This window comes from Bradyrhizobium sp. Rc3b (assembly GCF_900114915.1).
Lineage (GTDB): Bacteria > Pseudomonadota > Alphaproteobacteria > Rhizobiales > Xanthobacteraceae > Bradyrhizobium.
Window position 1 is genome coordinate 239,133 of the sequence record NZ_FOUS01000010.1, and the last position, 24,136, is coordinate 263,268.

Genomic DNA, 24,136 nt, shown 5'->3' on the forward strand with positions numbered 1-24,136 from the left:
CGCCTTGTTTCGAAACGCAACCAACGCGAACGCGACTGTTGGGTTTACGCGGCGAACTTCGCGAGCCGGCTCATCTCCTGCGTCACCAGCTCACGGTAGGGACCGTGACCCTGCATCAGTCGGTCGGGCGCGCCGTCCTCGATGATCTTGCCGGCCCTCAGCACCACCACGCGGTCGAAATTGCGCAGCGTCGCCAGCCGATGCGCGATCGCGATCACCGTGCGGCCGCGCATCAGGCGGGACAACGCCTCGCGGATGGCCTCCTCCGATTCGCTGTCGAGCGCGGCGGTCGCCTCGTCCAGCAGCAGGATCGGCGCATCCTTCAAAAACGCGCGCGCGATGGCGATGCGCTGGCGCTGGCCGCCGGACATCTTGACGCCGCGGTCGCCGACCATGGTGTCGAGGCCATCAGGCAGGCTCTCGACGAAATCGCAGCGCGCCGCGATCGCCGCGCGCAGTACCTCGTCATCGGTCGCGTTCGGCCTACCATAGCGGATGTTCTCGCGGATGGAACGGTGGAACAGGGAAATATCCTGGGGCACCACGGAGATCGCCTCGCGCAGGCTGAGCTGCGTGACCTTCGAAATGTCCTGTCCGTCGATCGTGATGCTGCCTTCATCGGTGTCGTAGAAGCGCTGCAGCAGCGTGAACAACGTAGACTTGCCGCCGCCGGATTGACCAACCAGGCCGACGCGCTGGCCGGGCTGGAGCCGCAGGCTGAAGCGCTCGAAGATCTTCTCGCCGCCGGGATAGCCGAAGGTAACGTTATTGTACGCGATCGCCGCACCGCTCTTCACCAGCGGCTCGGCGTCGGGGTGATCGCGCAGATCGTGCGGCACCAGCAGCGTGGCGATCGCCTCGGTCAGTCGCGCAACGTGCTGGGTGACGTCGACCAGCGCCACCGCAAGGTCGCGCGTCGCGCTCAGGATGGAAATACCGAGCGTACAGACCAGCACCACGTCGCCGGTCGTCGCCTCGCCATGCTGCCAGAGCGTGACTGCCCAGGCCATCAGCGCGATCGTCAGAAGCACGGTCACTGCGGCATGCAGCAGCCGCAGCTTTTCCAGATAACGCAGGCTGCGGCTCCGCGCGGTCAGTTCCCGGTTCACCGTCGCGTCGAACCGCTCGTGCTCGTGGCCGATACCGCAGAAGGCACGGACCAGCGGCATGTTGCTGATGACGTCGATCATCTCGCCGTCGACCACGGCGGCCTTGTCGGCGAAGTCGTCGTGCAGCGGCTTGCCCGCGGCGGCGAGACGGAACATCGCAACCACCATGCCGCCGGCAATCACGATCAGGCCAAGTGCCATGTAAGGACTGACGGTTCCAATCAGGGCGATTGCCGCAATTGTGGCAATGCAGGGCGGCAACACGTTCCAGACGAACATGTTCTCGACCGTGAACACCGCGTTCGACGTCGCGGTGATGCGGCTCGTCAGCATGCCGGGCATCCGGTCCGAGAAGTAGCTGGGCGCGTGTCCGGTCAGATGACGAAATATGTCACGCCGTAAATCACCCGTGACACGAACGAAGGTGAAACTCGCCGTCCAGCTCGCGATCCGCCACAGGAAGTTGTCGGCGGCGATCAGCGACATGAGTAAAATGAATGCCAGCCATACGCCGCCGCCTTGCGAAGGACCCGCTGACAAGGCGTCGACGAGGGATTTGACCCCGTATTGGGTGCCTACGGAGCAGGCAACCGCTGCAACGACCGCGGCCAGGATCACCAGATGCGATGCGATTCGCATCCGAAGATAGCGCAAGACAAAGGCAAATGGCCTGCGCGCGTATCCAGAAAGATGATCCATATGGCTATCGCCCCGTTATGCTGATTTTCGTTTTGTTACTGATCGACTGAACATCGACCTCGTCGCCTCGGTTCCCGGGCCGGGCGATCACGACATGCGGATGCGGACGATCTGAGAAGATGTCGTGGCAGCATCGAGACACCCGCGGACGTGTCGAAGATGTAACGTTCGGAGGAAGGAACTTCGCAAGTGCGGGAACGTTCCCTTGTCTGGCATGCCGGTGCCGTACTGGCGGGGGGTTTCAACCTTTATGATCGCAAGGAGATGGTGAGATGCGCATCGCGCAGGTAGCTCCGTTGACGGAGGCTGTTCCACCCAAGCTGTATGGCGGCACCGAGCGGGTGGTGCATTGGTTGACGGAAGAGTTGGTGGCCCTTGGGCACGACGTGACTTTGTTCGCCAGCGGCGATTCACAGACCTCGGCCAAGCTGGATGCACTGTGGCCGAAGGCACTCCGTCTCGACGGTTCCGTGCGCGATCCAAACGCCCTGCACATGGTGCTGCTGGAGCGCGTGCGGCAAAAATGTGACGACGAGGAGTTCGACTTCCTCCACTTCCATCTCGACTATTATCCGTGGTCGTTGTTCCACCGCCAGCCGACGCCGTTCCTGACCACGCTGCACGGCCGGCTCGACCTGCCGGAGCATCAGCCGGTGTTCAACACCTTCTCCAAGATGCCCGTCATTTCGATCTCCAATGCGCAGCGACGGCCGGTGCCGCAGGCGAACTGGGTGACGACGATTCATCACGGTCTTCCGGAGAATTTGCTGACGCCGAAGCCGGCGAAACAGGAATATCTCGCCGTGCTCGGCCGCATCGCGCCCGAGAAGGGCGTCGACCGCGCCATCAAGATCGCGACCCATTGCGGCATTCCGCTGAAGATCGCGGCCAAGGTCGATCGTGCCGACCAGGATTACTACGACGAGTTGATCCGGCCGATGATCGAGAACAATCCGCTGGTGGAGTTCATCGGCGAGATCAGCGATCACGAGAAGTCGGACTTTTTGAGCGGCGCGCTCGGCCTTCTGCTGCCGATCGACTGGCCGGAGCCGTTCGGCCTCGTGATGATCGAAGCCATGGCCTGCGGAACGCCGGTGGTCGCCTTCAACCGCGGCTCGGTGCCGGAGATCATCGACGAGGGGCTGACCGGCTTCGTCGTCGAGGACATCCTCAGCGCAGCCGGCGTCGTCAATCGCCTTCCGCAACTCGACCGCACCGCGATCCGCAAACAGTTCGAGACACGTTTCACGGCGCGGCGAATGGCGCTGGATTACCTCGCCGCCTACCGCAGCCTCGCCGAGGAACAGTCGCCGCGGATCAAGCTGGTGAGCAGCGCGGAGTAAGCTAGCCAACCAACGGCGTCGCAGACCGACCAACAGTGTCGTCCCCGCGTTCGCGGGGACGACAGCGGAGTGTGACGTCCTCAGCGCGTCAACACGGCCTTCCCTACCTCACCACCGCCCGCTTCGGCTCCACGATCTCGAACATCCTGGGAAACTCGTCCATCAGGCCCATCAGCTCGGCGAGTTTCATCGGGTTGCCCGACAGCTTGACCCTCCCTGCAGCGACGGCTTCCGGAAAGCTCGTCAGCTTGGCGATCACCCCGTCGAGCGTTGCGCGCGTCAGCGTGAAGCTGGCATCGGCGCCCTCCACCTGCACGCCCTCGGTGTAGGTCAGCGCGCAGTTCTCCAGATTGAGCACGAAGGTCTCGCCGGTATCGGAAAAACTCCAGTTCAGCACGATGTGCTTGCCCTCGGCCTTGGGGCCGTTGAGGCGGATGCCGAGCACGTCCCAGAGCTGCGAGGTGCGCAGCGCCGCCAGCGTCTCGCGCGGCATCGGCGGGCGCGCCGGCACCTTCGGCATGCCCTGGCGCAATTCCTGCGCACCGAACAGATAGGCGTTGCGCCAGGTCGCGCTTTCGGCGACGTAGCCGAGCTGCTCCAGCGTGTCGGCGAGCAACGCGCGCGCCGCCACATGATCAGGCTCGGCGAAGACGAGATGGCCGAGCACTTGGGCGACGAAGCGGAATTCACCCTTGTCGAAATCCGCACGTGCCCGCGCCAGGATCGCATCCGCCCCGCCCATATACTCGACGTATTTCCTGCCTGACTCCACCGGCGGCAGCGGATCGAGATTGACCGGGTTGGCATCGTACCAGCCGAGATATTTCTGGTAGATCGCCTTCACATTGTGCCGGATGTGGCCGTAATAGCCGCGGCCGTGCCAGGCGCCCTCCAGGCTCTTCGGCAGCTGGATCGTCTCGGCGATCTCCGCCGCGGTGAGGCCGTGATTCATCAGGCGGATGGTCTGGTCGTGCGCGAATTTGTAGAGGTCACGCTGCTGCCGGATCATCGTGCCGATGCGCTCAGCTCCCCACACCGGCCAATGATGCTGGCCGCACATCGCCTCCGCCTTGCCGTCCCAGAGCTGCAAGGCCTCGCCCAGATATTTTGACCAGGCCAGCGCGTCGCGCACGTCGGCACCGCGGAACGGCAGCAGATTGTGGAAATTGTGCGTGCAGTTCTCGGCGAGGTTCAACAGCTTGTAGCGCGGGATGAAGAAATGCATCTCCGCCGGCGCTTCGCTGTTCGGCGCCATCTGGAATTCGAATTCGACGCCGTCGATGACGCGCCTGTCGCCGGTCGCCATGATCAAATCGGTCGGGCGCAGCAGCGCGACGGAGCCTGCCGCCATCGACTTGCCGAGCCCGCAATCGACCTGCCCCCGCGTCCCCTTGGCGAGCAGCGGCCCGAACTGGTACTGCGCCCGGCGCAGCATCGCGGGGCCCGCGATGATGTTCTCGGAGACGGCGTGCTCCATGAACAGGTTCGGCGCGATGATCGGCACGCGGCTAGTAGCGAGCGCGTCTTCCTCCAGCACGCCGCGCGCGCCGCCCCAATGATCGGTGTGGGTGTGGGTAAAGATGACGGCCGCGACGGGCTTCAGGCCGCGATGCCTAAAATAGAGATCGAGCGCGGCGCGGGCACCTTCGATCGAGGTCAGCGTGTCGACGACGATGACGCCGCTGTCGCCCTCGATCAGCGTCATGTTGGCGATGTCGAGCCCGCGCACCTGGTAGACACCGGGCACGACCTCGAACAGGCCGTGCTGCATGTTGAGACGCGACTGCCGCCACAGGCTCGGATTGACCGTGGGTGGCGCCTCTTCGGTGGACAGGAAGCCGTAAAGCGCGAGACTCCAGACCGTCCGCCCTTGCGGGTTCGTGATCGTCGCTTTCTCGATCGTGCCGAGGAAGCCGCGCGCGGCATCGTCGAAATCCCGCGTGTCGGAAAACGGCAGCGCCTTCAGCATCGCCGTTTGCTGGGCGATGACGGACGGCGTCGCGTCCTTTGGCTCGCCGCTGATGTCTGTCATGCTTGCTCCTCCCCGCCGGTTGCGCGGCATCTAACCGCATCTGGCGGGTGATTACTATCGGCGGCAGCAACACGGATGCTGTCCCCTTTTCCCCCTGTGGGAGAAGGTGGCGCGAAGCGCCGGATGAGGGGCATCTCTCCGCTCGCGAGAGCGTCCGCGAGGATAGATACCCCTCACCCGTCTCGCCGCTGCGCGACGAGCCACCCTCTCCCACAAGAAGGGGAGAGGGATTCAGAACTCGTCGCTACATCCCCAGCAGCCGCGGCAGCCACAACGACAGGCCCGGCCAGTACGTCACCACCACCAGGAATCCCAGCATCGTCAGCAGCCATGGCCACACCGCGACCGTGAGCTCGGTGATGCCCATCTTGGCGATGCCGGAGGCGACGTAAAGGTTGAGGCCGACAGGCGGATGGCAGAGGCCAACCTCCATGTTGACTGTCATCAGGATGCCGAAATGGATCGGGTCGATGCCGAGCTTGATCGCGACCGGGAACAGGATCGGAGCCATGATGAGGATGATCGAGGACGGCTCCATCACGTTACCCGCCAGCAGCAGCAGCAGGTTGACGAGGAGCAGGAAGCCGATCCACCCCAGGCCCTGGTCGATCATCCATTGCGCCAGCGCTTGCGGCACGTTCTCGTAGGTCATCAGGAACGAGAACAGGACGGCGTTGGTGATGATGTAGAGCAGCATCGCCGAGAGATTCGCCGACGACAGCAGCACCCGCGGCACGTCGCTCAGCTTCAGGTCTTTATAGATGAACACGGCCACGATGAAGGCGTAGACCGCACTGACGGCGGCAGCTTCGGTCGGCGTGAACAGGCCGCTGTAGATGCCGCCGATCACGATCACGATCAGCAGGATGCCCCAGATCGACTTGCGAAAGGCATCGAAGCGCTCGCGCAGCGTTGCCTTCGGCATCCGGGGATAGTCGTTGCGCCAGGCCCGATAGAATGTCGTGGCGCCGAGAAGCGTGGCCAGGACCAATCCCGGCACGATGCCGGCAATGAACAGCTTGCCGACCGAGCTGTTGGTGGAGACGGCGTAGAGAACCATCGGGATCGACGGCGGAATCAGAATTCCGAGCGAGCCCGACGTCGTGATCACGCCCGCGCCGAACCGCTTTGGGAAGCCCTGCGCGACCATCGCCGGCAGGATCACCGAGCCGATCGCCACCACGGTCGCCGGCGACGAGCCGGAAATCGCGGCAAACAGCGCACAGGCGACCACCCCCGACAGCGCGAGACCGCCGTACCAATGGCCGACCAGCGAGGTCGCGAAGGTGATCATCCGCCGCGCCACCCCGCCGTGGGTCAGGAAGTTGCCGGCGAGGATGAAGAACGGGATCGCCATGATCTCGAAGTTCTCGATGCCGGTGAACAGCTTCAGCGCCACCGATTCCGTTCGCACGTCGGTCAGTGTGAACATGAAGCTGAGCACGGTGAGACCGAGCGCGATCGAGATCGGCATGCCCGTCAGCATCAAGGAGAGCAGAAGCGCGAACACGATGAGGACGCGCAAGCCCTGCGGCAGCGTGATGACGTGACCCGCATGCGCGAAGCACAGCGCGACGATCAAGACCGGCAGCAGCATCAGGATCCAGCCGAGCGGGCTGCGCTCGTCCCGGACGACCTGACTATGCGTGACCGGCGCCGGATGCACCGGATCCGCCTCAACACCCTCGACGCCCGCCATGTCGTGATGCGGCAGCTCGCCGGTGCGGTGGAACGACCAGGCGACCTGCAGGAAGCGGAAGCACATCAGGCCGGAGCCGAGCGGGATGGTGAGATACACCATCCACATCGGTGCTTCCAGATCATTGGACTGCTGGCCGGTCTGCCACATCTGGCCGACGAACGCGGCCCCGAAATAGGCGACAATGGCGGTGAACAGCGCACCGCACAACAGACCGAAGGTGATGACGCGCCGGCGGGATCCGCCCGGAAGGATGTTGACGAGCACGTCGACGCCGACATGGATGCCGGTCCGCACGCCATAGGCGGCGCCGAACTTGGCCATCCAGATGAACATGTAGATGCAGAGCTCCTGCGCCCAGGACAAGTCGAGCGCAGCAAGCCAGGTGAACGTCGCCCGCGCCGGAACGGCCAGGAAGGTCAGGTTTCGGGCTTCCGCCCATTTGGCGATATCGATCGACAGCCCGGCGCCGTAACGGTGCAGCACGGCGACGAAGATGAGCGACGTCGCAGCCGCGATCATCGTCGCGATCAGCCATTCCTCGAGATGGTCGAGAAAACGATTCAGCACACGCAACAACTTGGTCCCCCAGCATCAGGTCGTCATTCAAGAGCGAAACGGCCGGGAGTGCGATCACCCCCGACCGTTGGTGTTGTTCTTATTGGGCCGCAGCCGTCAGTTCATCTTGACGTCGAGTTCCTTGGCGATGAGATCGAGCACCTCCTGCCCGACCCGTCCCTTTGCCCATTTATAAGTCGGCTGCATCGCCTCCTGCCAGGCCTTGCGATCAGCATCGGTGAGGTAATGCAGATTGGTCTTTCCCGTTTTCTTGATCTCGGCCAGCGCGTCCTCGTTCTCCTGGCGGGCGATCGAGTTGGTGTAGTCAGTCGCCTCCGCCATCGCCTTGTCGAGCTGGGTGCGGATATCGGGCGGGAGGCCCGACCAGAACTTCGAGTTGACGATCACAGCATACTGCAGGTGTGCATGATAGGAGACGGTGATGTCTTTCTGCACCTCGTAGAACTTCTGCGTCAGATAGTTGGATGGGGTGTTCTCGCAGCCGTCGACCACGCCGGTCTGCAGCGCCTGGTAAACTTCGGAGAACGCCATGATCTGCGGGATCGAGCCGACGAGGCGGAAATATTGGTCGGCAACCTTCGATCCGGAGATGCGGAACTTCAGTCCCTGGAAGTCAGTCGGCTTCATCAGCGGGCGATTCGAAGAGACCATGTGGAAACCATTGTCCCAATAGGCAAGCCCGGTGATGCCCTTGGTCTCGAGCTTCTGGAACAGCCACTTGCCGACCGTGCCCTTCATCGCGTTGGAATAGGTCTGGTCGTCCTTGAACAGCCAGGGCAGGTCGAGCGCCTCGAACTCCTTGATGCCCAGCGGCGCGAATTTCGCGGTCGAGGGCGCGAGCATCTGCACGGAGCCGAGCTGCAGCGCCTCGATCTCTTCCTTGTCCTTGTAGAGCGTGGAGTTCGGGTAGATTTCGACCTTGACCTTGCCGTCAGTGTATTTTTCGGCGAGCTCCTTGAACTTCAGCGCCCCCTTCCCCTTCGGGGTGTCGTTGGCGACGACGTGGCTGAATTTGATGACGATCGGAGTTTGGGCCAGCGCAGCGGCAGGGGCCAGAATCAGCGCGGCCGCCGCGACCGCAAGAAGCAGTTTGCGCATGAAGACCTCCCAACAACCTCGACAAACCGGGTGCTTTTTTGTTTTCCGGTTTGAGTAGTGGCAGCAATCCGCAGGCCGAACAACTAGACCTAAGCCCAATTTGCCGCAGCCAAGCTATCTTGACGAGCGCTGTCTACGCAACCCGGCACCTGCTTCTGTCCAGGGGAACGAGCGCTTATGTCGCATTGCGGCAGAGCATCAGCTCTTGCGCTGCGCAACCATGAAAAGGCGGCGGAACGGGAACAGGGTCTGCCCCGCAGCATTCTTCGGATAGGCCTTCGCAACCCGCGCGCCATAAGCGGCTTCGAATGCGATCTTCTCCTCGCCTGCGAGCACGTCGAGATAGCGCGTCAGCCAGGTCCCCTTGGTCCATTCCTTGACGGGGTTCTCGCCTTCGAGCACCTGCAGATATTCGGTCTCCCAGATGTCGATGTCGGCCGACATCGGCGCAAGAAGATCGTAATAGAAGGCCGGCCCCTCGACCGGCGTCGGCGTCACGAGATGCTCGAGCTTGGATCGCCACGGACCATCGAGCGCGGTCTCGCCGATCAGCACATGCGACGGCGCCAGAAAGTTGCGCGGCATCTGCACCGCAAGCATGCCGCTAGGCTTCACCTTCTCCATGACCGATGGAAACAGCGCCGCATGATTGGGCAGCCAGTGCAGTGCGGCATTGGAATAGATCAAGTCGTATTGCCTGGCGGGGCGCCATTGGCCGAGGTCCTCGTGGGACCATTCGACATCGGGTGCAGCCTTGCGGCCGGCGGCAACCATCTCGGCGGAGCCCTCGAGGCCGGTCACGCTCGCCTCCGGCCAGCGCTCCTTGATGAGTTTTGTCACGTTGCCGGCGCCGGCGCCGAGATCGGCAATCTCGCGCGGGCCAAAATCCGGAATCCGCATCAAGAGGTCCACGGCGGGCCGGAGCCGATGGCCGGAGAATTTTAAGTATTGCTGCGGATCCCAGGCCATCGCTCAACGCCTTTTCTTTTTCGTGTTTCCTTCAAGGTCGCTCTTGGTTACCACTGCTCGTCCCGCTCAGGCAATTCGCAAGGCCCGCGGGACGGGCAGGAAGCGGACAGCAATAAGCAAAAACCAGCAAGAGAGCGTGTCACCATGGACCTCGGGCTCAAATCGAAAACCGCTGTTGTCACCGGCGCGAGCATCGGCATCGGTCGCGCCATCGCCAAGGGCCTCGCCGCCGAAGGCGTGCGTGTGGTCGGCGTGGCGCGGCGCACCGATCTGCTCGCCGAGCTGGTGAAGGAGGAAGGCTCCGGGCTGATCACGCCGCTCGAGCAGGACGTGATGGCGAAGGACGCGGCAGAGCGGATCGCGGCGTTCGCGGTGAAGGAGCTTGGACATGTCGACATCCTCATCAACAATGCAGGCGGCAGCCGCCCCCTGCCGGTCGATGCGCCCGACAGCAAATGGGACGAGGCGATCGCGCTGAACTTCACCAGCTACCGCCGCATCGCGCATGCGCTGCTGCCGCAGATGATCGAACGCAAATGGGGCCGCATCGTCAACATCACCGGCAAGTCCGAGCCCGAAGGGCTCAACGCCGCGTTCGCAGCGAAAGCCGCCGTGCACGCCTGGGCCAAGGGCCTGTCGCGCGAGATCGGCGAGCACGGCATCACCATCAACTGCATCCCTCCCGGCCGCATCATGAGCGAACAGATCCGCCGCAACTATCCGCCGGATTATCGGGAGCGTTTTGCCGAGGAGGAAATCCCGGTCGGTTATTGGGGCGAGCCGGAAGATCTGGCCGCACTCGCGGTGTTTCTGGCGTCACCGGTGGCGCGGTACATCACCGGGACGGTGATCCCGGTGGATGGCGGGTTGCGGCGGTATCAGTTCTAGGGCTGGGCTCCTGTATCCACGACCCGCGAACGCACGCGATGTCCCAGGGCTATCGCATTTGGGAGTGATTTCGCCTGTGGCCATCCTTCGAGACGCCCGCCGTTGGCGGGCCCTCAGGATGAAGATCGAGTGCGCGGCTGCAGTTTCAACGAGCACCGATGCTGCTTAGCCTCATCCTGAGGAGACCGCGAAGCGGTCGCCTCGAAGGACGAGGCGCGCGCTCAGCTCGCGCTAAGCGCCAAATGCGATTGACCTGGGTTTGCCGCCAGACCTCACGGTTTGACGTAGCTCCAGCCCTGCTCCTGCAGCTCCATGACGCGGACGACGCCGGATTTCACGACCGTTGCCTGTGGGATCAGGTTGATGTCCTTGTTCTCCGCCTTGCGCATGTTTTCCTGCGTGTTGCCGCAGGCTTTGAACGAGATTTCGGGATGGCTCATCGCGAGCACCTCGATGCGCGGCTTTACCGGCGAGGTGTCGTCGCGCAGCATGTGAAGGCCGGGACCAAAGGTGACGACCTCGATCGACACTGGTTCACCGAGATCGCGATAATATTGCGCGACGTTGCTCGCATTGTTGAGCGTGAGGTTCATCATCGCAGGTTCGTTGGAATTGACCTGCAGCACCAGCCGGTGCGACTTTTTCGCGCTCTCGGTTTTTGTAGCCTGAGCCATCTTCGTGTTGTTCGGAGGATCCTGCCTGATCGCGTGAGTCTGCCGCGGCTTGCTCACCTGCTTCTGTCCACCCGGATGCTTCGCGTTGCTCGCTTGGCTCTTCTCGCGCGCCTGCGGGAACCACTGGTTGTCCTGCTGCGCCTGCGCGCTTGGTCCGACCAGAAGCCCTATCGTCAAGCCGCCGATGACTGCCATCGCCAATTTTGGATTGATCATCTCGTGTCTCCCATATCCTGACCATCACCTACCCGGCCTGGTGACGGCATGTGGCCATTTGCATGCGGCCGCCATTTTCTTGCGCACGTTTTCGAATCCGCTGAGCAGGAATTGTCCGTCTTGCGCCGGGCCAGTGCGGGTGAAAAGGCTCACGACGATGTGACCGTCGTCCGGTAGTGAGCTCAACAATTTTACGACGTCGCCGCCGAAAGCGACGCCGGAGCCGAATGACGGCGACGCTGCTGCGAGTTGCATTGGCGTATCCGCATTCAGCCGAAAGGAGATCACGTATTCGTTGGCGCTGCGTGACAGCGCCGGTCCGGCGACGATGACTTCCGTGCGGCCTCTGCGGCAGTGGATTGCGAGCTGCATCGCGGCACCGTCCGAGCGGCCGACAGAAGTGGCCGTGGCAGTGACGACCGGCAGATAATCGACTGGCGAAGTCGTCTCGCTGACGATCCAGCCGGCATCCCGGCTACTCCGGCTGGACGGGGGAATCTTGCGCGATAGGCCTTGCAGACATTCCAGCCGGGCTTGTCCCTCCATCGCCGAACAAGCCCTAAGTGTCTCCATGGGATCGCTCGTACTTTGCGCGTAGGCGATACCGCAGGCGACGTTGAAGGCGACAGCGAGCGGCGGAGCGGCAGTCTTCATGGCCTCGCCTGTACGCTGCGCGCTTTGCGATCCAGCCATTCCTGCGCGGCCTGGAAGCGGGTGAGACCCGGGACGGATGCCGCAAGATTGATCGACTGCCATTTCGGATCGAAGCCTGGTGCCTGCAGCCGGTCGATCCGCGAGAACAGGTACTCGACAAGGCGAGCCACGCGTTGGTAGCGATTGGAGCCTGGCGGCCAGTTGAAAGCGACCAGCGCTGTCGGGACCGCGATGGTCGAGACCCGCTCACCCTGCTTGATCAGATTGGGATACTCATTGGCGTCCAAGGTCGCGGGCAGATAATAGTCCTCGAATTTCTGGTCGTAACGGATCGGGAGGAACTTGAATCCAGCCTCCCAGCGGCCCTTTACGAAGGCGTCGACGGGTTTCGACGTGATGAACACAACGGCCGACATTTCGCCTTTGCGCATCTGCTCCAGGGCAACCTGATGTGGGATGAATGTCTTTTCGACATCGATCCCGAGGCGGCTGAAGATCAGTGGCCCTGAATAGGCGGCCGCGGTGCCCAGGGTGTTGAAGTTCACCCTCTTGCCGACAAGATCCTGCAGGCTTGTGATCTCAGGCCGCACAAAGATGTGCAGCTCGGATGGGAAGAGATTGAGCAGATAGGTGATGCGGCTCCGGATCTGCGGTACCTGAATCTTATACTCCTCGAGCGCGTCGGAGTTGATGATGGCAGTATCGACGCCGCGCAAATAGAGCAGCGCGTTCAGATTGTCGGTGGCCCCCCGGGTGACGATCGGCAGGAGATGCAGGTCTGCTCCGTCGTCGACGACGCGAGCCATTTCTGCGGCGAGGCGGATCGGCGCGCCCTCGAGCAGGCCCCCGGCGAGCCCGACCGTCCAGGCATTCATCCGGTCCTTTTCGTTCTCTTTCGGAAGCGGCCGTCGGTCGAGCTGTGCATCGGCCTTGGCATTTCTCGCCGTTTGCGCTTCCAGGCAGGCCGTTTGAAGCATCATAGCGACCGGCACCAACCAAGCGAGCAGGAGCAACGAGCGTGACTTTGGCGCATTGTTCATGTCGTTCCCTTCTGGCTCAGCCGCCGCAAGCTTTTGTCTCTCGGACACCAAGAATCCCATTCTCAGGGTCGGAGCGCATCCAGCCGTTCCTTGGCTTCGCGAATACCGCCCCTGTGTGCCTTCGCGTAGAATTCGCGCGCCTTGGCCGCTTCGCCGCGAGTTCCATAAGTACCCCAGGCGGAAAGAACCGCCGGATCATAGGTCTCGGCGAGCATGAAACTTGCCTGCGCAATGTCTTTCTCAGCTGCGAGCTCGAGTACAATGCGTGCTGCACCAATATTTCCCTGATCGAGCAGCGCCCTGGCACGCGGGAGCAAACGGGCCTCCGCCTCGTTCTGGACTGCGGCGGTCGGTGGCTCCGCTACTTCCACGCTCCGCGTCGCCGGCAGGACCGGCGCGTCATTTGCTTGCTCGGCGAGAGCGCGCTCACGGGTGGAGCGCCACCCCGATGCAAGATCTCTCTCCCTGGCCTCGGTTTTGCTCAGCTCCCGTTTCAGCGACTGTTGCAGCTCACTGATCTCTCGTTTCGCTGCCTGTCTCTGCTGCAAGGTCGCATTTTCGGCATCGCGCAATTGCGCGTTGCGGGCTTCGAGCTCCCGGCGCACTTCGGCAAGTTCGCTCTCCAGCGCGGCGGCGTGCGCCTGAGCCGCTTCGAGAGCGCGGCGTTGTTGATCGGCATCGGCAGCTGCTGCCTGCGCTGCTTTGGCTTCCGTGACCAGAATGGCGTTCTTTTCCTGCTCTTGCTGCAGGGACTGCCGCAGTTCCGCAATCTCCAGCCCCTCCGCCGGGCTTTCCTCCGCAGTCGCAGCTTCCGTCACAGGCAAGCGGCGAGGCATTCCGGCGAGTTCGCTCGCGAGCGCGGCGGCGCGCGACTGCGCCTCGTGGCGTTCCTGCTCAGCGCTCGCCGCCGCTGCCTGTGCGGCGTTCACCTGCCTTGCGCGGGCGGTGCTAGTTTCCCGCTCGCGCTGCAGAGACTGCTCTAGTTCTGCGATCTGCCGTTGCGCCGCTTCTCTCTGTTGCGCGGCCACATCCTCCGCCTTCCGCGATTCTGCGTCGCGGGCATCGACCTGCCGGCGGAATTCGGCAACTTCGTTCGCAAGCGCAGCGTTGCGCGCCTGCTCCTGTTGCAGCGACTGCCGCAACTCGTCCGCCGCAATTTTTGCCGCGTGCGCCTGCTGAACCGCCTCCTCAAGTTCCCTGCGCGCCCCGTCCGGTTCACTGGCGCGCGCATGACTGTGCAAAGCATCTCGATCGGGCCATGGCTCAGGCTGCACCATGCCCGCCGGCACCGTGTACGTCAGGGCTCCGCTCGCTTCGCGCTGAAGGAGCGCTTGCGACCCCGCCCCTATTTCCGGCCGTCGGTCGAAGCGGAGGGCATTCTCGCCGCCGATTTGCGCCATTTCCGGCATCGTTCGTGCGCTGAAAGCGTCGAACACACCCAGCAAGGCCGCTCCAACCAGGATCGCGGGAAGCAAAATGACAGCCGCTGCCAGCGGATTGCCCGATGGTTCGCCCTCTGGGTCAATGTCCTCAGTTTCGGGATACCAATGGGTCGGCTCGGCGTTGATTGGAGCACCGTCTTTGGAGACCCATTTGCCTGCTTGAGGCGACCAGCGAGCGACGTCAACGACCCCGGTCGCATCTTCCACCCAGATGTCTTCTCCGTCCCTGGGTGCAGTATCAATCGGTCGGCGCATCGATCACGCCTCTTTAGATAAAGGCTAGAGCGGAGCGATTGCTCCGCCTGTTTCGCGGTTCGGCATGGAAGAAAATCCCGAGATCGAAAGGACTTGGCAGGCACCAGCCTCACAATTAAATAATTAAATAAATTATATATTTTGAACCAAATGCGGAGTCAAATTAAATCAGCCGGGTCCGGCCTGAAAGGGGCGTCAAATCAGGCACGTCTGCTTCCTGTTGGCATCGTCTTCATTGCGCGGTCGGGTACGTTGTCGTCCACGGCAAACCAACCCTCGTACATCGTATGGAATATGGGCAGTGCACGGCGAACATGCGAAGCTGACGGCGTTTTCGCGTCTCGGAGCTGAGGAGTGACCGATGCGCCTTGCATTGCCCTATTTGGGAATTGGCGTCTGTTTGTCTCTTGCGACCTGGTTGGCGTTGGGGCTTGCGTTCGAGTGACGGTTTTCCACCCCGAGCGTTGACCTCCACGTCGCTTATTCCGCCGATTTCTTACCAGCCGTCTTGTCGCGACCTAGCGCAATTCATCATTCGGAACTACCCGATCTCCCGGCCCCCTAGTCGTCAGCCTGGGCGAGCCTGCTAAGGCAATACAGTGCGGGGGTGCGTGCAGGAGGCACCGACAACAATGTCGGCGACAGCGCGCCGAGCATCTTCCTTGCCTTCAAAAGCGGCCGATGATGCTCGTGAGAGGCGCGCGCACGATCACTGATCCGCCGCCGGCTTCTTCAACCACCACCTGCGGATCAACAGCCACTGCATGGCGCAAATCGTCACTCCCATGGCAGCAACCACTCCGTGGACGATGAAGAGCGAAACGAAATTGAACGGATGGCTCTCATGAGCTGCCATCTGATGACGTGATCCGTGCAGCGGAAATAAGTGAGCAGTGCGCCTGTCGTGCGCCAGCGCCACAGCTCGGAAAGTCCGAGCTACGCCATCAATGCGCAGCGACACCGATCGACGAACGTTCAGCACTCAGCACGATGAGTTTCGCAAGCGCTCTACCATTCTGCGCGTTCGAAGGCACTACTAGGTTCCCCGCAAATCTGCTCTGTTCTAATGCCGGAACGCCAAGTCCACCAACGCGTTATCGCCTGTATGGAAGGAGAAGATCATGAGCGTTGAAGGCAAGATCAAGGAAGGCGCCGGTTACATCAAGGAAGAGATGAACGAGCACGGCAAGGATCCCGAGAGCCAGCGCAAGGCTCAAGAGGGACGCGATCTTCGCAATGAGGGCCGCATGGAAGACGGCAAGCCCCCGAAGACCACCAAGCCTGGCACCGGCCACTGATCCGATTCAATTCGAAACCGCCTCCGACTGATGTCGGGGGCGGTTTTGCGTTTCCAACGAGTAGAACGCGAGGAACGCGTAGCCTCATCCCGCCGTTGCTCCAGCCCCGCTGGAGGAAAATTCATGTCCAAGACATCGCTCGCCGAGATCGCGAAGGAAATGGCCGACATCGACATCGCCATTCTTTCGACCCACACCGAGAACGGCGAAATCGCCAACCGCCCCATGAGCAACAACGGCGATGTCACCTACGACGGCACGTCTTACTACTTTGCCCATGACCGGACCCGCACCGTCTCGGACATCAGGCGAAATCCGAAAGTCGCGCTCGGCTTTTCGTCGGAAGCGGGCCTGTTCTCGAAGGGGATCTATGTCGCCGTCGAGGGGACGGCCGAACTGATCCGGGACAAGGCGGCATTCCAACAGCATTGGACGAGCGATCTCGACAAATGGTTCGACCACGGCATTGATACGCCGGGCATCGTGCTGATCAAGGTCAAAGCCAACCGCATCACTTATTGGAAGGGCCGTGAAGAGGGTGAGGTTGCACTCTGATTGGCTCGGTACGGCGATTCGCTGATTGGTTCTTCCGGAGCCGCGAAACAGGTGCCATCACCATCGCGCAGTGGCCGAATCTTCTTCTTTGGATCGTCCTCGTTGCCGGCGTTCTGCTTTGGATCTGGCCCGCCGCAGGCAAGGTCAGCGTCGGCTTGACGATCGTCATGAAGGGCGGACTCGTCGTCTGGGGCGCCGACGAGGTCTTCCGCGGCGTGAATCCCTGGCGGCGCTGTCTCGGCGCTGCCGTAGTCGTCTATGAGTTCATGACGCTTCTGCCGTGAACCCAACTACTTCAGTCCATCACCTGATCGGCACCGGTCAGAAAACTTTCGGAGATCACGAGGTCAAGAGCCTTGCCGGGCCGGCCCGGGCAGCGGCACCGCGATCGGCGCGCGATATCGTAGGTCAGCACTTGCCAAGCCGATACGTGGCCCGCCTTGATAGGCGGCGTCGCACGTTCACCGGCGTCGCTGGCACGTTAGCATCCTGCCAGTGTTTTGCCCGACGGGTCAACTTGATCGCAGCCGCGACTGCCGTCGCAAGGCGTTTCGAAAATCCCTTATCAATCAAGGCGACTTCTACTGTGCATGGGGTTGTTTTTCGACTTTTTGTCTTGGGCCCCGAGGAAAGTGTGCAAGCACCGCTCACTTTGCCTGCAGAATCTCCGCAATCGCCGCCCCTGCCGCGATCGTGCCGAGCTTGCCGCCGATGTCCCGCGTCGCCCTGCCCTCGCCAATCGCCTTCGCCACCGCCGCCTCGATCGCGTGCCTGGCCTCTTCATAGCGGACCGCACCAGTCTTCTCGCCGTGCCAGGCCAGCAGCAGCGCGGTCGACAGGATCAACGAGACGGGATTGGCGACGTCCTGTCCGGCAATGTCGGGCGCCGAGCCGTGCGCGGCCTGCGCCATCGCGTAGCGCCCGCCGACATTCAGCGAGCCGCCGAGGCCGAGGCTCCCCGAAAGTTCGGCGGTAAGATCGGACAGAATGTCGCCGAACATGTTGGTGGACACGATGACGTCGAAACGATCGGGACTGCGCACCACATGCGCCATCATGGCATCGACCAGGATGTCGTCGACGCTCAGTCCTGGATAGGCCTTCGCCGCCGCGCGGCAGATCTCGAGAAACATGCCGTCACCGATCTTGAGCACATTGGCCTTGTGCACGATGGTGAGGTGCCTGCGCCGCTTGATCGCGAGGCGGCATGCGGCATGCGCGATGCGCTCACAGCAGAGGCGTGTGATCCTTCGCAGCGAGATCACCACGTCGGGCGTGACCAGCATCTCGCCGTTGCCCTGCTCCAGGTTGCGGTCGGCGTAGAACCCCTCGGTGTTCTCGCGGACCACGACGAGGTCGAAATCACCGAGGCGGCCGGGCAGCCCCGCATAGGTGCGCGCGGGCCTGATATTGGCGTAGAGGTCGAGGTTCTTGCGGAAATACCTCGACGGATTGATCTCGCCATGCGCCTCGTCCTTGAAGTCGAAGGTCGCGGTCGGACCCAGGATCAGGCCGTCGGCGGCGCGGACGATGTCGAGCAGCTCGGGGCGCACGGTCGTGCCTGATAGCTTCAGGCTCGCATGCCCGACCGCGTGCTCCTCCAGACGCAAATTGAGCTGGAAGCGCTCTGAGGCCGCGCGCAGCACGCCCGATGTCGCGGTCGTGATCTCGGGTCCGATGCCGTCACCGGGCAGAACGACGATTTGCATGGCGATCCCCTGACTCTTGCAGCCGCGGCGCGATCATACGCCAGCGCGAGCCGTCATCGCCCTACCTTCGCGCATACACAGCATGCAAGCATATGCCTGTGGAAGGCGGCCCCGCCGTAGTACATGCGAAATGACCGATTTGAGCCGCGCCGCGGGAGCCACGCGCCAACGCAATGACGATCACGTTACCTGCCGCCGCGCGCGAGCCCGACCACACCATCTCTGATGGCCTCCCCGCCGCGCAGCGGCGCTGGGCGATCGCCGCGATCTTCACCGCGCTGGCGATGGCCTCGCTCGACACCGCGATCGCCAACATCGCCCTGCCCGCCATTGCTGCCGATCTGCATGTCTCGCCGGAGCAGTCGGTCTGGGTGGTCAACGTCTACCAGATCGCGCTGGTGGCGACGCTCTTGCCGCTGGGTGCGCTCGGCGAGATCGTCGGACACCAGCGCATCTATCTCGGCGGCCTCATCCTGTTCACCATCGCCTCGCTCCTCTGCGCGGTGGCGTGGTCGCTGGAGAGCCTGCTGGTCGCGCGCATGCTGCAGGGGCTGGGTGCCAGCGGCATCATGAGCGTCAACACCGCGCTGGTGCGCTTCGTCTATCCCGGCCGGATGCTGGGCCGCGGTTTTGGCCACAACGCGCTTGTGGTCGCGACCGCCTTCACCTTCGGGCCAACGATCGCCTCCGCCATCCTGGCCATCGGCCCGTGGCCGTGGCTGTTCGCCGTCAACATCCCGTTCGGCCTCGTCGCGATCGGCATCGGCGTTGCGATGCTGCCGAAGACGCCGCGCGCCGATCACGGGTTCGACTTTCTCGGCGCAATCCTGGCGTCGGCCTGCCTCGGCCTGTTCATCACCGGCATCGGCAGTGCCGCGCATAATCTGTCGCCGGTGATCGTGATCATCGAGCTGGTCACGGCCCTCGCGCTCGGCTTTATCCTGACGCGCCGGCACGCCGACCATCCGGCGCCGATGCTGCCGATCGACCTGTTCAGCCGGCCGATGTTCGCGTTGTCGGCCGCGACTGCGGTGTGCTCCTTCGCCGTGCAGGGCCTCGCCTTCGTCTCGCTACCGTTCTATTTCGAGGACGTGCTCGGCCGCTCGCAGGTCGAGACCGGCTTCTTCATGACACCGTGGCCGCTGGTGGTCGGCATCATGGCGCCGATCGCGGGACGCCTGTCCGACCGGCACGCGGTCGGCCTGCTCGGCGGCGTCGGCCTGGTGCTGCTCGGCCTCGGCATGGCGCTGCTTGCGACGCTTCCGGCCAACCCCGCCATTGCCGACATCATCTGGCGGATGGTGATCTGCGGCATGGGCTTCGGCTTCTTCCAGGCGCCGAACATGAAGGCGGTGATGTCAAGCGCGCCGCCGCATCGCAGCGGCAGCGCCTCGGGCATCGTCGCGACCGCGCGCCTGACGGGACAGACGACGGGGGCGGCCCTCGCGGCGCTCTGCTTCGCGCTCGCCGGTCACGACGGCGCAACCGTCGCGCTGGCGCTCGGCGCCGGCTTTGCCGCACTCGGCAGCGTGATGAGCTTCCTGCGGCTGGCGGTGAAGTAGACCGAACGCGTTGGCGCGCCTCATTGGCCGGCCCGCCTTCACGGAGCCTTCTGCGCGATGGGACGGCTCACGATTGCCGTGGCATCGAGCGGCTCGCATTTGATCGTCCGTGTCAGCTTTGGCGGGCCTTTCCAGCCCGCGGTCTCGCTCAGGGGCGCAAACGTGCCTCCTTGCGGCGTCAGGATGATCGGCTCCGACTTCAGGCAGAGATCGGGAAATGCGAGGCCATGGCCGCCGCCTTGGCTGAACCGCCCAACCAGCGTCTGGGAGGCCTGCATCCGCGTCGCTGGCGAGGCTCGCATCGCGCGGTCGGGGTCGAAGGCGCGATAGCACGGCCAATCGGTGTGGTTCGCTTCGAACTCATAGACGACCCGGCAAGCAGCTCCGGCCGATTTCACGAACGGCGCATCCGACGGCGCGGCGGCATCGCGTTCGAAAACCAGGGTCTGCAGCGTCAGCACTTCGGTCGTCGCGCGGGACACGTCGGGCTTGCCCGGTTCGATCGCTATTTTCCCACGGGAGAACACCAGCTTGGTCCTCGGTCGCTCCTCCCTGGTCTCCAGCACCAGCATGGGTCTCTCCGCCCACGAGCGATCCAGGTCCACGTCCCCGTCGCCCATCGTCAGCCGCGCATTGCCAACGGAAGGGTTGTCCTTGGCGAAATCGATCGTGCGAAGGTGCACACTCGACTTCGACGCCTCGAGGCTCAGGAATCGCAAATCGTCCACCTTGCGCGTGATCGGCATCATCGGATCGAAACGATCGTCGATGTTGAACCGGACGATCTTCTTCAGCTTGGCCGAGAGAGGCCCTTTGGCGGCGAGCGGCGGTGCAACGTCGATCACAAGCAGGGCACCGTCGGGCGAGAAGCTGTTGCCGAAGGCCCGCTGCCAGGCGGCGGTCAACAGCGAATCCGTCCGCTGATCGATGTCCCGCGCGAAATAGATCTGCTGTCCGGCGCGAACCAGCGGAAAGTTCTGGAATGCACCGAGCGCCGCGCCCTTGCGAACCTCCGGTTCGGGGAAGGTGACGCATTTGGACCGGTCGTCGCCTCCGGACTCCTCGACCTTCCTGGATGCAGAGCGGGAACAGAAGCTCAGATGCTGCTCCTTTGTCTTCTGTGTGCTGATCGACGTCGCGTAGACGAGATCCGGACTTCCGGGCACTTCCATCGGAAGCGGAGAGGTCGCGAACATGTCGACCTCAACCCTGCTGAGCGACGGGCCCGCATCGACGGAGCAGAGATCCCGGGCCGGCAGGGTATTGGTGAGGAGGCGCGCCGGATCGGCGCCGACGATACAGGACATGCTGTCCTGCGGGTTGTTCCGGCTCATCCAGATCAGATGGTCCTTGCCCGCTCCGTCGACGAGGAGATGCGGCGCCGCGTGTCGACGGCGCGGCGGCAGCCAGACCGGCATGGTTTCGGACAGCATGGGCTCGCGCTTGAGCAGCGCTTCCGGCAACCGCGTCACGCCGACCGAGCGCAACTCGGCGCTGACGGCGTTGGGATCGGTCGTCCACTCGAGAACGGGAACACTCGCGCAGGTGATGCAGGTCACCGCAAGATTGGAGCGGACGTTCTCGAACATGAGAATGACCTGATCGGGGTCGCTGCCGTATTTGGCCGGCGCGGCCGCCTTGAACGGATGATCCACCACACGGCTGACCAGAAATCCGTTCGACCGCGACGGGTCCGAATCGAACTCGAAATAGGTCGATCGGTCCCAGCCGCGATAGGCGTCGTATCCGCCTATGCTCACGCCGGCCAGAACCATCTTGGAGTCGGTCTGACAGCGCGCCGCGCTGCTCTCCTGGCTGCCGTTTCGTATGTAGAGACAGAGTCGAAAAGCTGCGTTCTGCAGAATGCGGTCGCAATCGTTCTGGTTATAGCCATAGGTCGCAAGGCCGTGGCGATAGCAAAGGTCGTGAAAGACGCACGCCTGCCTGAAGCGCTGCAGGACGAGATGGCGCTTCTGGTTGGAATCCCTGCCGCCGTCGAAGAATATGTTGGCCCAAGGCGGCAGGCTGCAGTTCAGGCCCTCGCCACTGCCACCGATGGTACTGACGACGTCCGGCCCCGATTGAAAGGCCGTGACGGTGGCGGGCATCTCGCCATCGGTGATGTCGTCGACATTCTTGTAGATGGAATCGGCGATGAAGGAAGGCAGATATGCGAAGACCAGCACCGCCACGACAATCAGCGCAACCGACCAGCGGATCACCTTCCTGAACATGGCCCAACCCCGCTAGAGCTTTTCCGGCAATGACGTCGGTCGCAATGGCAGACGAGCACTGAGCCTCGCGGGCCAACTCAAAATGCCCGCGCGGAACGTCCAGACGCCGAAATCGCGGCGGGCCCGGTGTCGTCCTGACGACGATCAGCTTGAGGTTGTCCTGCTGTCAAGCCGGGATCTCACACATGACAGCCAGTTTGATTGCCGACGGCACGCCGGGCAGCACATCAAAGCGTCGTGGGCGGTTCCATCGCTCTCCGGATGTCAGGCCAGATGTCGAGCCTCGGTCGCGCCCACAGCCACGGCCGGACTCGGGATTTGCTCGTCCAGCGCCGCCAGGCGCGCGTCAATGGCGGCGATGACCTTGCGCGAGAACGGTCCGAGATGGGCATAGGCTGCGATCATCTGCACGGCAATGCGCGCGGATGTCGTGTCGCGCTTGGCGCAGTTCATGAAAGTTTGCCACAACGGTCCACGCGCCTCGGGAAGGGCGGTGACCACCTTGTGCACCGTCTCCATCGCACCGAGCTTGGCGCGGATATCGCCTTCGGCGAGCTCGTGGCGCTGCCGGGACCGGTCGAGCAGCGTCATGAGGCGGTCGACGCGTCCTGAATAGGCAGCCGGGCTGTAGACGTGCTCCAGCACCCGCTTGTAGTCCGTCAGGATGTCGCGGAGCGGGCGCACCGGATCGAAATTGATTCCAGCCGTGCACTGATCAGCGCCGATGGTCGGCGCCACATCGTGGCCCGCGTGGAGCCGGCCTTCGCGCTCCAGGCGGCGCGTCAGCTGCGTGTTCGGCAAGGCATAGAGCAGCCCGACCATGCTGACGGGAATCGCCGCTTCCTCGATGAAATCGATCATGGCGTCCGCCATGGAGACCTTCTCATTGTCGAAACCGACGATGAAGCCAGCGGTGACGAGCATGCCGGCGGCGTAGATCTTGTGGATGCTCTCGGCGATGTTGCGCCGCGTATTCTGCTTCTTCCGCATCGCGACCAGCGTTGCCGGATCCGGACTCTCGATACCGACGAAGATGGCGAAGAAATTCGCCGCCCCCATCAACTCCAACAGCTCGGGATCATCGGCCAGGTTGACCGAGGCTTCGGTCGACAATTCGAACGGATAGCCGTGGGTCCGCTGCCATTCGGCGAGCTTAGGCAGGAATTGCCGCAGCGACTTCTTGTTGCCGATGAAATTATCGTCGACGAAGTCGAGATGGCCGCGGTAGCCCATCTGATAGAGCCTATCGAGCTCGACGAACATCTGCTCGATCGTCTTGGTCCGCGGCACGCGGCCGTAGAGCTCGATGATGTCGCAGAACTCGCAGGTGAACGGACAACCGCGCGAATACTGCACACCGAGATAGAGATAGTCCTCGAACTTGAGCAAGTCGAAACGCGGCACCGGCGTCTTGGTCACGTCCGCCTGGAATTTCGGTGCGGTGAAGGTGCCGCTCCGCGCGCCCCCCTCCCAGGCCGCAATGAATTCGTCGATGACGCTCTCGGCCTCACCGAGCACCCGGAAGTCGGCCCGCTCATAGATGTGCGGGCTCGAAGTCGGGTCGGGGCCGCCCACGACCACGGGCTTGCCGGCCGCGCGGCAGAGCTCGATCAGGCGCAGCGTGTCGGCCTGCTGCGGCATCATCCCGCCGGTGAAGACGACATCGGCCCAGGCGAGATCCTCGTCGTTGAAGGGCGCCGTGTTGCAATCGATCAGCCGGACCGTCCAGCTTTCGGGCAGCATCGCGGCAACGGTGATCAGGCCCAAAGGAGCGGCCGGGCGCTTTACGCCCAATACCTTGCAGGATTCGCCAAAGGTCCAGAAGGACTCTGCCGAGAACAGCGGGTACAGCATCAGTACGTTGGGACTCGGCACGTTCATGGAACTCCTTCTGGCGTCGGCGCAGTGTACCAAAGCGCCCGCCTCTTGCACCCCGGCAAAAGGGACAAACTGTCGCCGTGGCCTCGACCGGGCCTGGAACCGACGTTCACAGCTGGCGTCGCCTCAGACCCATGGATTGGCGCCCGCGGAAGGACGACCGAATCAACCATGATGAAGGGCGAGACAAAACACCACCCTCC

19 protein-coding genes and 1 pseudogene are annotated in these 24,136 nt (G+C 63.1%); 6 read left to right on the forward strand and 14 right to left on the reverse strand.

Annotated elements, in window-relative coordinates; translation table 11 throughout:
- Positions 1-44: 44 nt before the first annotated feature.
- Complete coding sequence (locus BM190_RS24300) at positions 45-1,808, reverse strand: ABC transporter ATP-binding protein (protein ID WP_092259756.1); 1,764 nt, start codon at positions 1,806-1,808, stop codon at positions 45-47.
- Between the two features lie 272 nt (positions 1,809-2,080).
- Here BM190_RS24300 and BM190_RS24305 point away from each other — a divergent pair, with 272 nt between their 5' ends.
- Positions 2,081-3,151, forward strand: a complete 1,071-nt coding sequence (locus tag BM190_RS24305) for a glycosyltransferase family 4 protein (protein ID WP_092259758.1) — start codon at positions 2,081-2,083, stop codon at positions 3,149-3,151.
- A gap of 103 nt (positions 3,152-3,254) precedes the next feature.
- Here the strand turns inward: BM190_RS24305 and BM190_RS24310 are convergent, their stop codons facing one another.
- The 5 genes and pseudogenes from BM190_RS24310 to BM190_RS24325 all read right to left on the reverse strand — a co-directional run bounded on the left by BM190_RS24310 (position 3,255) and on the right by BM190_RS24325 (position 9,528).
- Positions 3,255-5,183 carry an alkyl/aryl-sulfatase gene (locus BM190_RS24310; protein ID WP_092259760.1) on the reverse strand — a complete coding sequence of 643 codons (1,929 nt, stop codon included), beginning with the start codon at positions 5,181-5,183 and terminating at the stop codon, positions 3,255-3,257.
- Positions 5,184-5,427: 244 nt separating this feature from the next.
- The gene (locus tag BM190_RS41200) at positions 5,428-6,708 is read right to left on the reverse strand and encodes a TRAP transporter large permease (protein ID WP_244550726.1); all 1,281 of its coding nucleotides are present in this window, start codon (positions 6,706-6,708) and stop codon (positions 5,428-5,430) included.
- Positions 6,709-6,927: 219 nt separating this feature from the next.
- Positions 6,928-7,404, reverse strand: a pseudogene (locus BM190_RS41205) (TRAP transporter small permease); the annotation flags it as partial.
- 153 nt (positions 7,405-7,557) lie between these two features.
- Entirely contained in the window at positions 7,558-8,559 is a 1,002-nt protein-coding gene (locus BM190_RS24320) for a DctP family TRAP transporter solute-binding subunit (protein WP_092259764.1), read from the reverse strand.
- A 198-nt stretch (positions 8,560-8,757) separates the two neighbouring features.
- The gene (locus BM190_RS24325; protein ID WP_092259766.1) at positions 8,758-9,528 is read right to left on the reverse strand and encodes a methyltransferase domain-containing protein; all 771 of its coding nucleotides are present in this window, start codon (positions 9,526-9,528) and stop codon (positions 8,758-8,760) included.
- 144 nt (positions 9,529-9,672) lie between these two features.
- On the opposite strand from BM190_RS24325, the gene BM190_RS24330 reads away from it, so the two are divergent.
- Positions 9,673-10,416 carry an SDR family NAD(P)-dependent oxidoreductase gene (locus tag BM190_RS24330; RefSeq protein WP_092259768.1) on the forward strand — a complete coding sequence of 248 codons (744 nt, stop codon included), beginning with the start codon at positions 9,673-9,675 and terminating at the stop codon, positions 10,414-10,416.
- Positions 10,417-10,688: 272 nt separating this feature from the next.
- Here BM190_RS24330 and BM190_RS24335 read toward each other — a convergent pair whose 3' ends face one another.
- The 5 genes from BM190_RS24335 to BM190_RS39730 form a co-directional block, all read right to left on the reverse strand.
- Positions 10,689-11,306, reverse strand: a complete 618-nt coding sequence (locus tag BM190_RS24335; protein ID WP_244550717.1) for a DsrE family protein — start codon at positions 11,304-11,306, stop codon at positions 10,689-10,691.
- A 24-nt stretch (positions 11,307-11,330) separates the two neighbouring features.
- Positions 11,331-11,960, reverse strand: coding sequence for a hypothetical protein (locus BM190_RS24340; RefSeq protein WP_026202803.1), 630 nt, complete (start codon positions 11,958-11,960; stop codon positions 11,331-11,333).
- A complete protein-coding gene (locus BM190_RS24345; protein WP_244550718.1) occupies positions 11,957-12,940 on the reverse strand; it encodes a TAXI family TRAP transporter solute-binding subunit in 984 nt (327 codons plus the stop codon). The genes BM190_RS24340 and BM190_RS24345 overlap by 4 nt, the downstream gene beginning before the upstream one ends.
- Positions 12,941-13,062: 122 nt before the next feature.
- Complete coding sequence (locus BM190_RS24350) at positions 13,063-14,649, reverse strand: coiled-coil domain-containing protein (RefSeq protein ID WP_143109076.1); 1,587 nt, start codon at positions 14,647-14,649, stop codon at positions 13,063-13,065.
- A 757-nt stretch (positions 14,650-15,406) separates the two neighbouring features.
- Positions 15,407-15,679: a hypothetical protein gene (locus tag BM190_RS39730; protein WP_143109077.1), complete on the reverse strand. Its 273-nt coding sequence runs from the start codon at positions 15,677-15,679 to the stop codon at positions 15,407-15,409.
- A 139-nt stretch (positions 15,680-15,818) separates the two neighbouring features.
- Here BM190_RS39730 and BM190_RS40635 point away from each other — a divergent pair, with 139 nt between their 5' ends.
- From BM190_RS40635 to BM190_RS41925, 3 genes are all read left to right on the forward strand, one after another.
- Entirely contained in the window at positions 15,819-15,995 is a 177-nt protein-coding gene (locus tag BM190_RS40635) for a hypothetical protein (RefSeq protein WP_018322718.1), read from the forward strand.
- A 123-nt stretch (positions 15,996-16,118) separates the two neighbouring features.
- The gene (locus BM190_RS24355) at positions 16,119-16,550 is read left to right on the forward strand and encodes a pyridoxamine 5'-phosphate oxidase family protein (protein WP_092259776.1); all 432 of its coding nucleotides are present in this window, start codon (positions 16,119-16,121) and stop codon (positions 16,548-16,550) included.
- Positions 16,550-16,834: a hypothetical protein gene (locus tag BM190_RS41925; protein ID WP_092259778.1), complete on the forward strand. Its 285-nt coding sequence runs from the start codon at positions 16,550-16,552 to the stop codon at positions 16,832-16,834. Before BM190_RS24355 ends, BM190_RS41925 begins: the two co-directional genes overlap by 1 nt.
- A 363-nt stretch (positions 16,835-17,197) precedes the next feature.
- On the opposite strand, the gene BM190_RS24365 is transcribed toward BM190_RS41925, so the two are convergent.
- Complete coding sequence (locus BM190_RS24365; protein ID WP_092259780.1) at positions 17,198-18,259, reverse strand: isocitrate/isopropylmalate dehydrogenase family protein; 1,062 nt, start codon at positions 18,257-18,259, stop codon at positions 17,198-17,200.
- A 173-nt stretch (positions 18,260-18,432) separates the two neighbouring features.
- Here BM190_RS24365 and BM190_RS24370 point away from each other — a divergent pair, with 173 nt between their 5' ends.
- Complete coding sequence (locus BM190_RS24370) at positions 18,433-19,821, forward strand: MFS transporter (protein ID WP_092259782.1); 1,389 nt, start codon at positions 18,433-18,435, stop codon at positions 19,819-19,821.
- A 38-nt stretch (positions 19,822-19,859) separates the two neighbouring features.
- Here the strand turns inward: BM190_RS24370 and BM190_RS24375 are convergent, their stop codons facing one another.
- A complete protein-coding gene (locus BM190_RS24375; RefSeq protein WP_092259784.1) occupies positions 19,860-22,055 on the reverse strand; it encodes a hypothetical protein in 2,196 nt (731 codons plus the stop codon).
- A 264-nt stretch (positions 22,056-22,319) separates the two neighbouring features.
- Positions 22,320-23,936, reverse strand: a complete 1,617-nt coding sequence (locus BM190_RS24380) for a B12-binding domain-containing radical SAM protein (RefSeq protein ID WP_018322713.1) — start codon at positions 23,934-23,936, stop codon at positions 22,320-22,322.
- Positions 23,937-24,136 lie beyond the last annotated feature (200 nt).

Bases quoted from the DNA above. Each gene is read 5' to 3' on its own strand.
- BM190_RS24355 (WP_092259776.1), top strand. From the start codon at position 16,119: ATGTCCAAGACATCGCTCGCCGAGATCGCGAAGGAAATGGCCGACATC.
- BM190_RS24380 (WP_018322713.1), bottom strand. From the start codon at position 23,936: ATGAACGTGCCGAGTCCCAACGTACTGATGCTGTACCCGCTGTTCTCG.
- BM190_RS24345 (WP_244550718.1), bottom strand. From the start codon at position 12,940: ATGATGCTTCAAACGGCCTGCCTGGAAGCGCAAACGGCGAGAAATGCC.
- BM190_RS24365 (WP_092259780.1), bottom strand. From the start codon at position 18,259: ATGCAAATCGTCGTTCTGCCCGGTGACGGCATCGGACCCGAGATCACG.
- BM190_RS24370 (WP_092259782.1), top strand. From the start codon at position 18,433: ATGACGATCACGTTACCTGCCGCCGCGCGCGAGCCCGACCACACCATC.
- BM190_RS24310 (WP_092259760.1), bottom strand. From the start codon at position 5,183: ATGACAGACATCAGCGGCGAGCCAAAGGACGCGACGCCGTCCGTCATC.
- BM190_RS24300 (WP_092259756.1), bottom strand. From the start codon at position 1,808: ATGGATCATCTTTCTGGATACGCGCGCAGGCCATTTGCCTTTGTCTTG.
- BM190_RS24335 (WP_244550717.1), bottom strand. From the start codon at position 11,306: ATGATCAATCCAAAATTGGCGATGGCAGTCATCGGCGGCTTGACGATA.
- BM190_RS24305 (WP_092259758.1), top strand. From the start codon at position 2,081: ATGCGCATCGCGCAGGTAGCTCCGTTGACGGAGGCTGTTCCACCCAAG.
- BM190_RS40635 (WP_018322718.1), top strand. From the start codon at position 15,819: ATGAGCGTTGAAGGCAAGATCAAGGAAGGCGCCGGTTACATCAAGGAA.
- BM190_RS24320 (WP_092259764.1), bottom strand. From the start codon at position 8,559: ATGCGCAAACTGCTTCTTGCGGTCGCGGCGGCCGCGCTGATTCTGGCC.
- BM190_RS24375 (WP_092259784.1), bottom strand. From the start codon at position 22,055: ATGTTCAGGAAGGTGATCCGCTGGTCGGTTGCGCTGATTGTCGTGGCG.
- BM190_RS24325 (WP_092259766.1), bottom strand. From the start codon at position 9,528: ATGGCCTGGGATCCGCAGCAATACTTAAAATTCTCCGGCCATCGGCTC.
- BM190_RS24330 (WP_092259768.1), top strand. From the start codon at position 9,673: ATGGACCTCGGGCTCAAATCGAAAACCGCTGTTGTCACCGGCGCGAGC.
- BM190_RS24340 (WP_026202803.1), bottom strand. From the start codon at position 11,960: ATGAAGACTGCCGCTCCGCCGCTCGCTGTCGCCTTCAACGTCGCCTGC.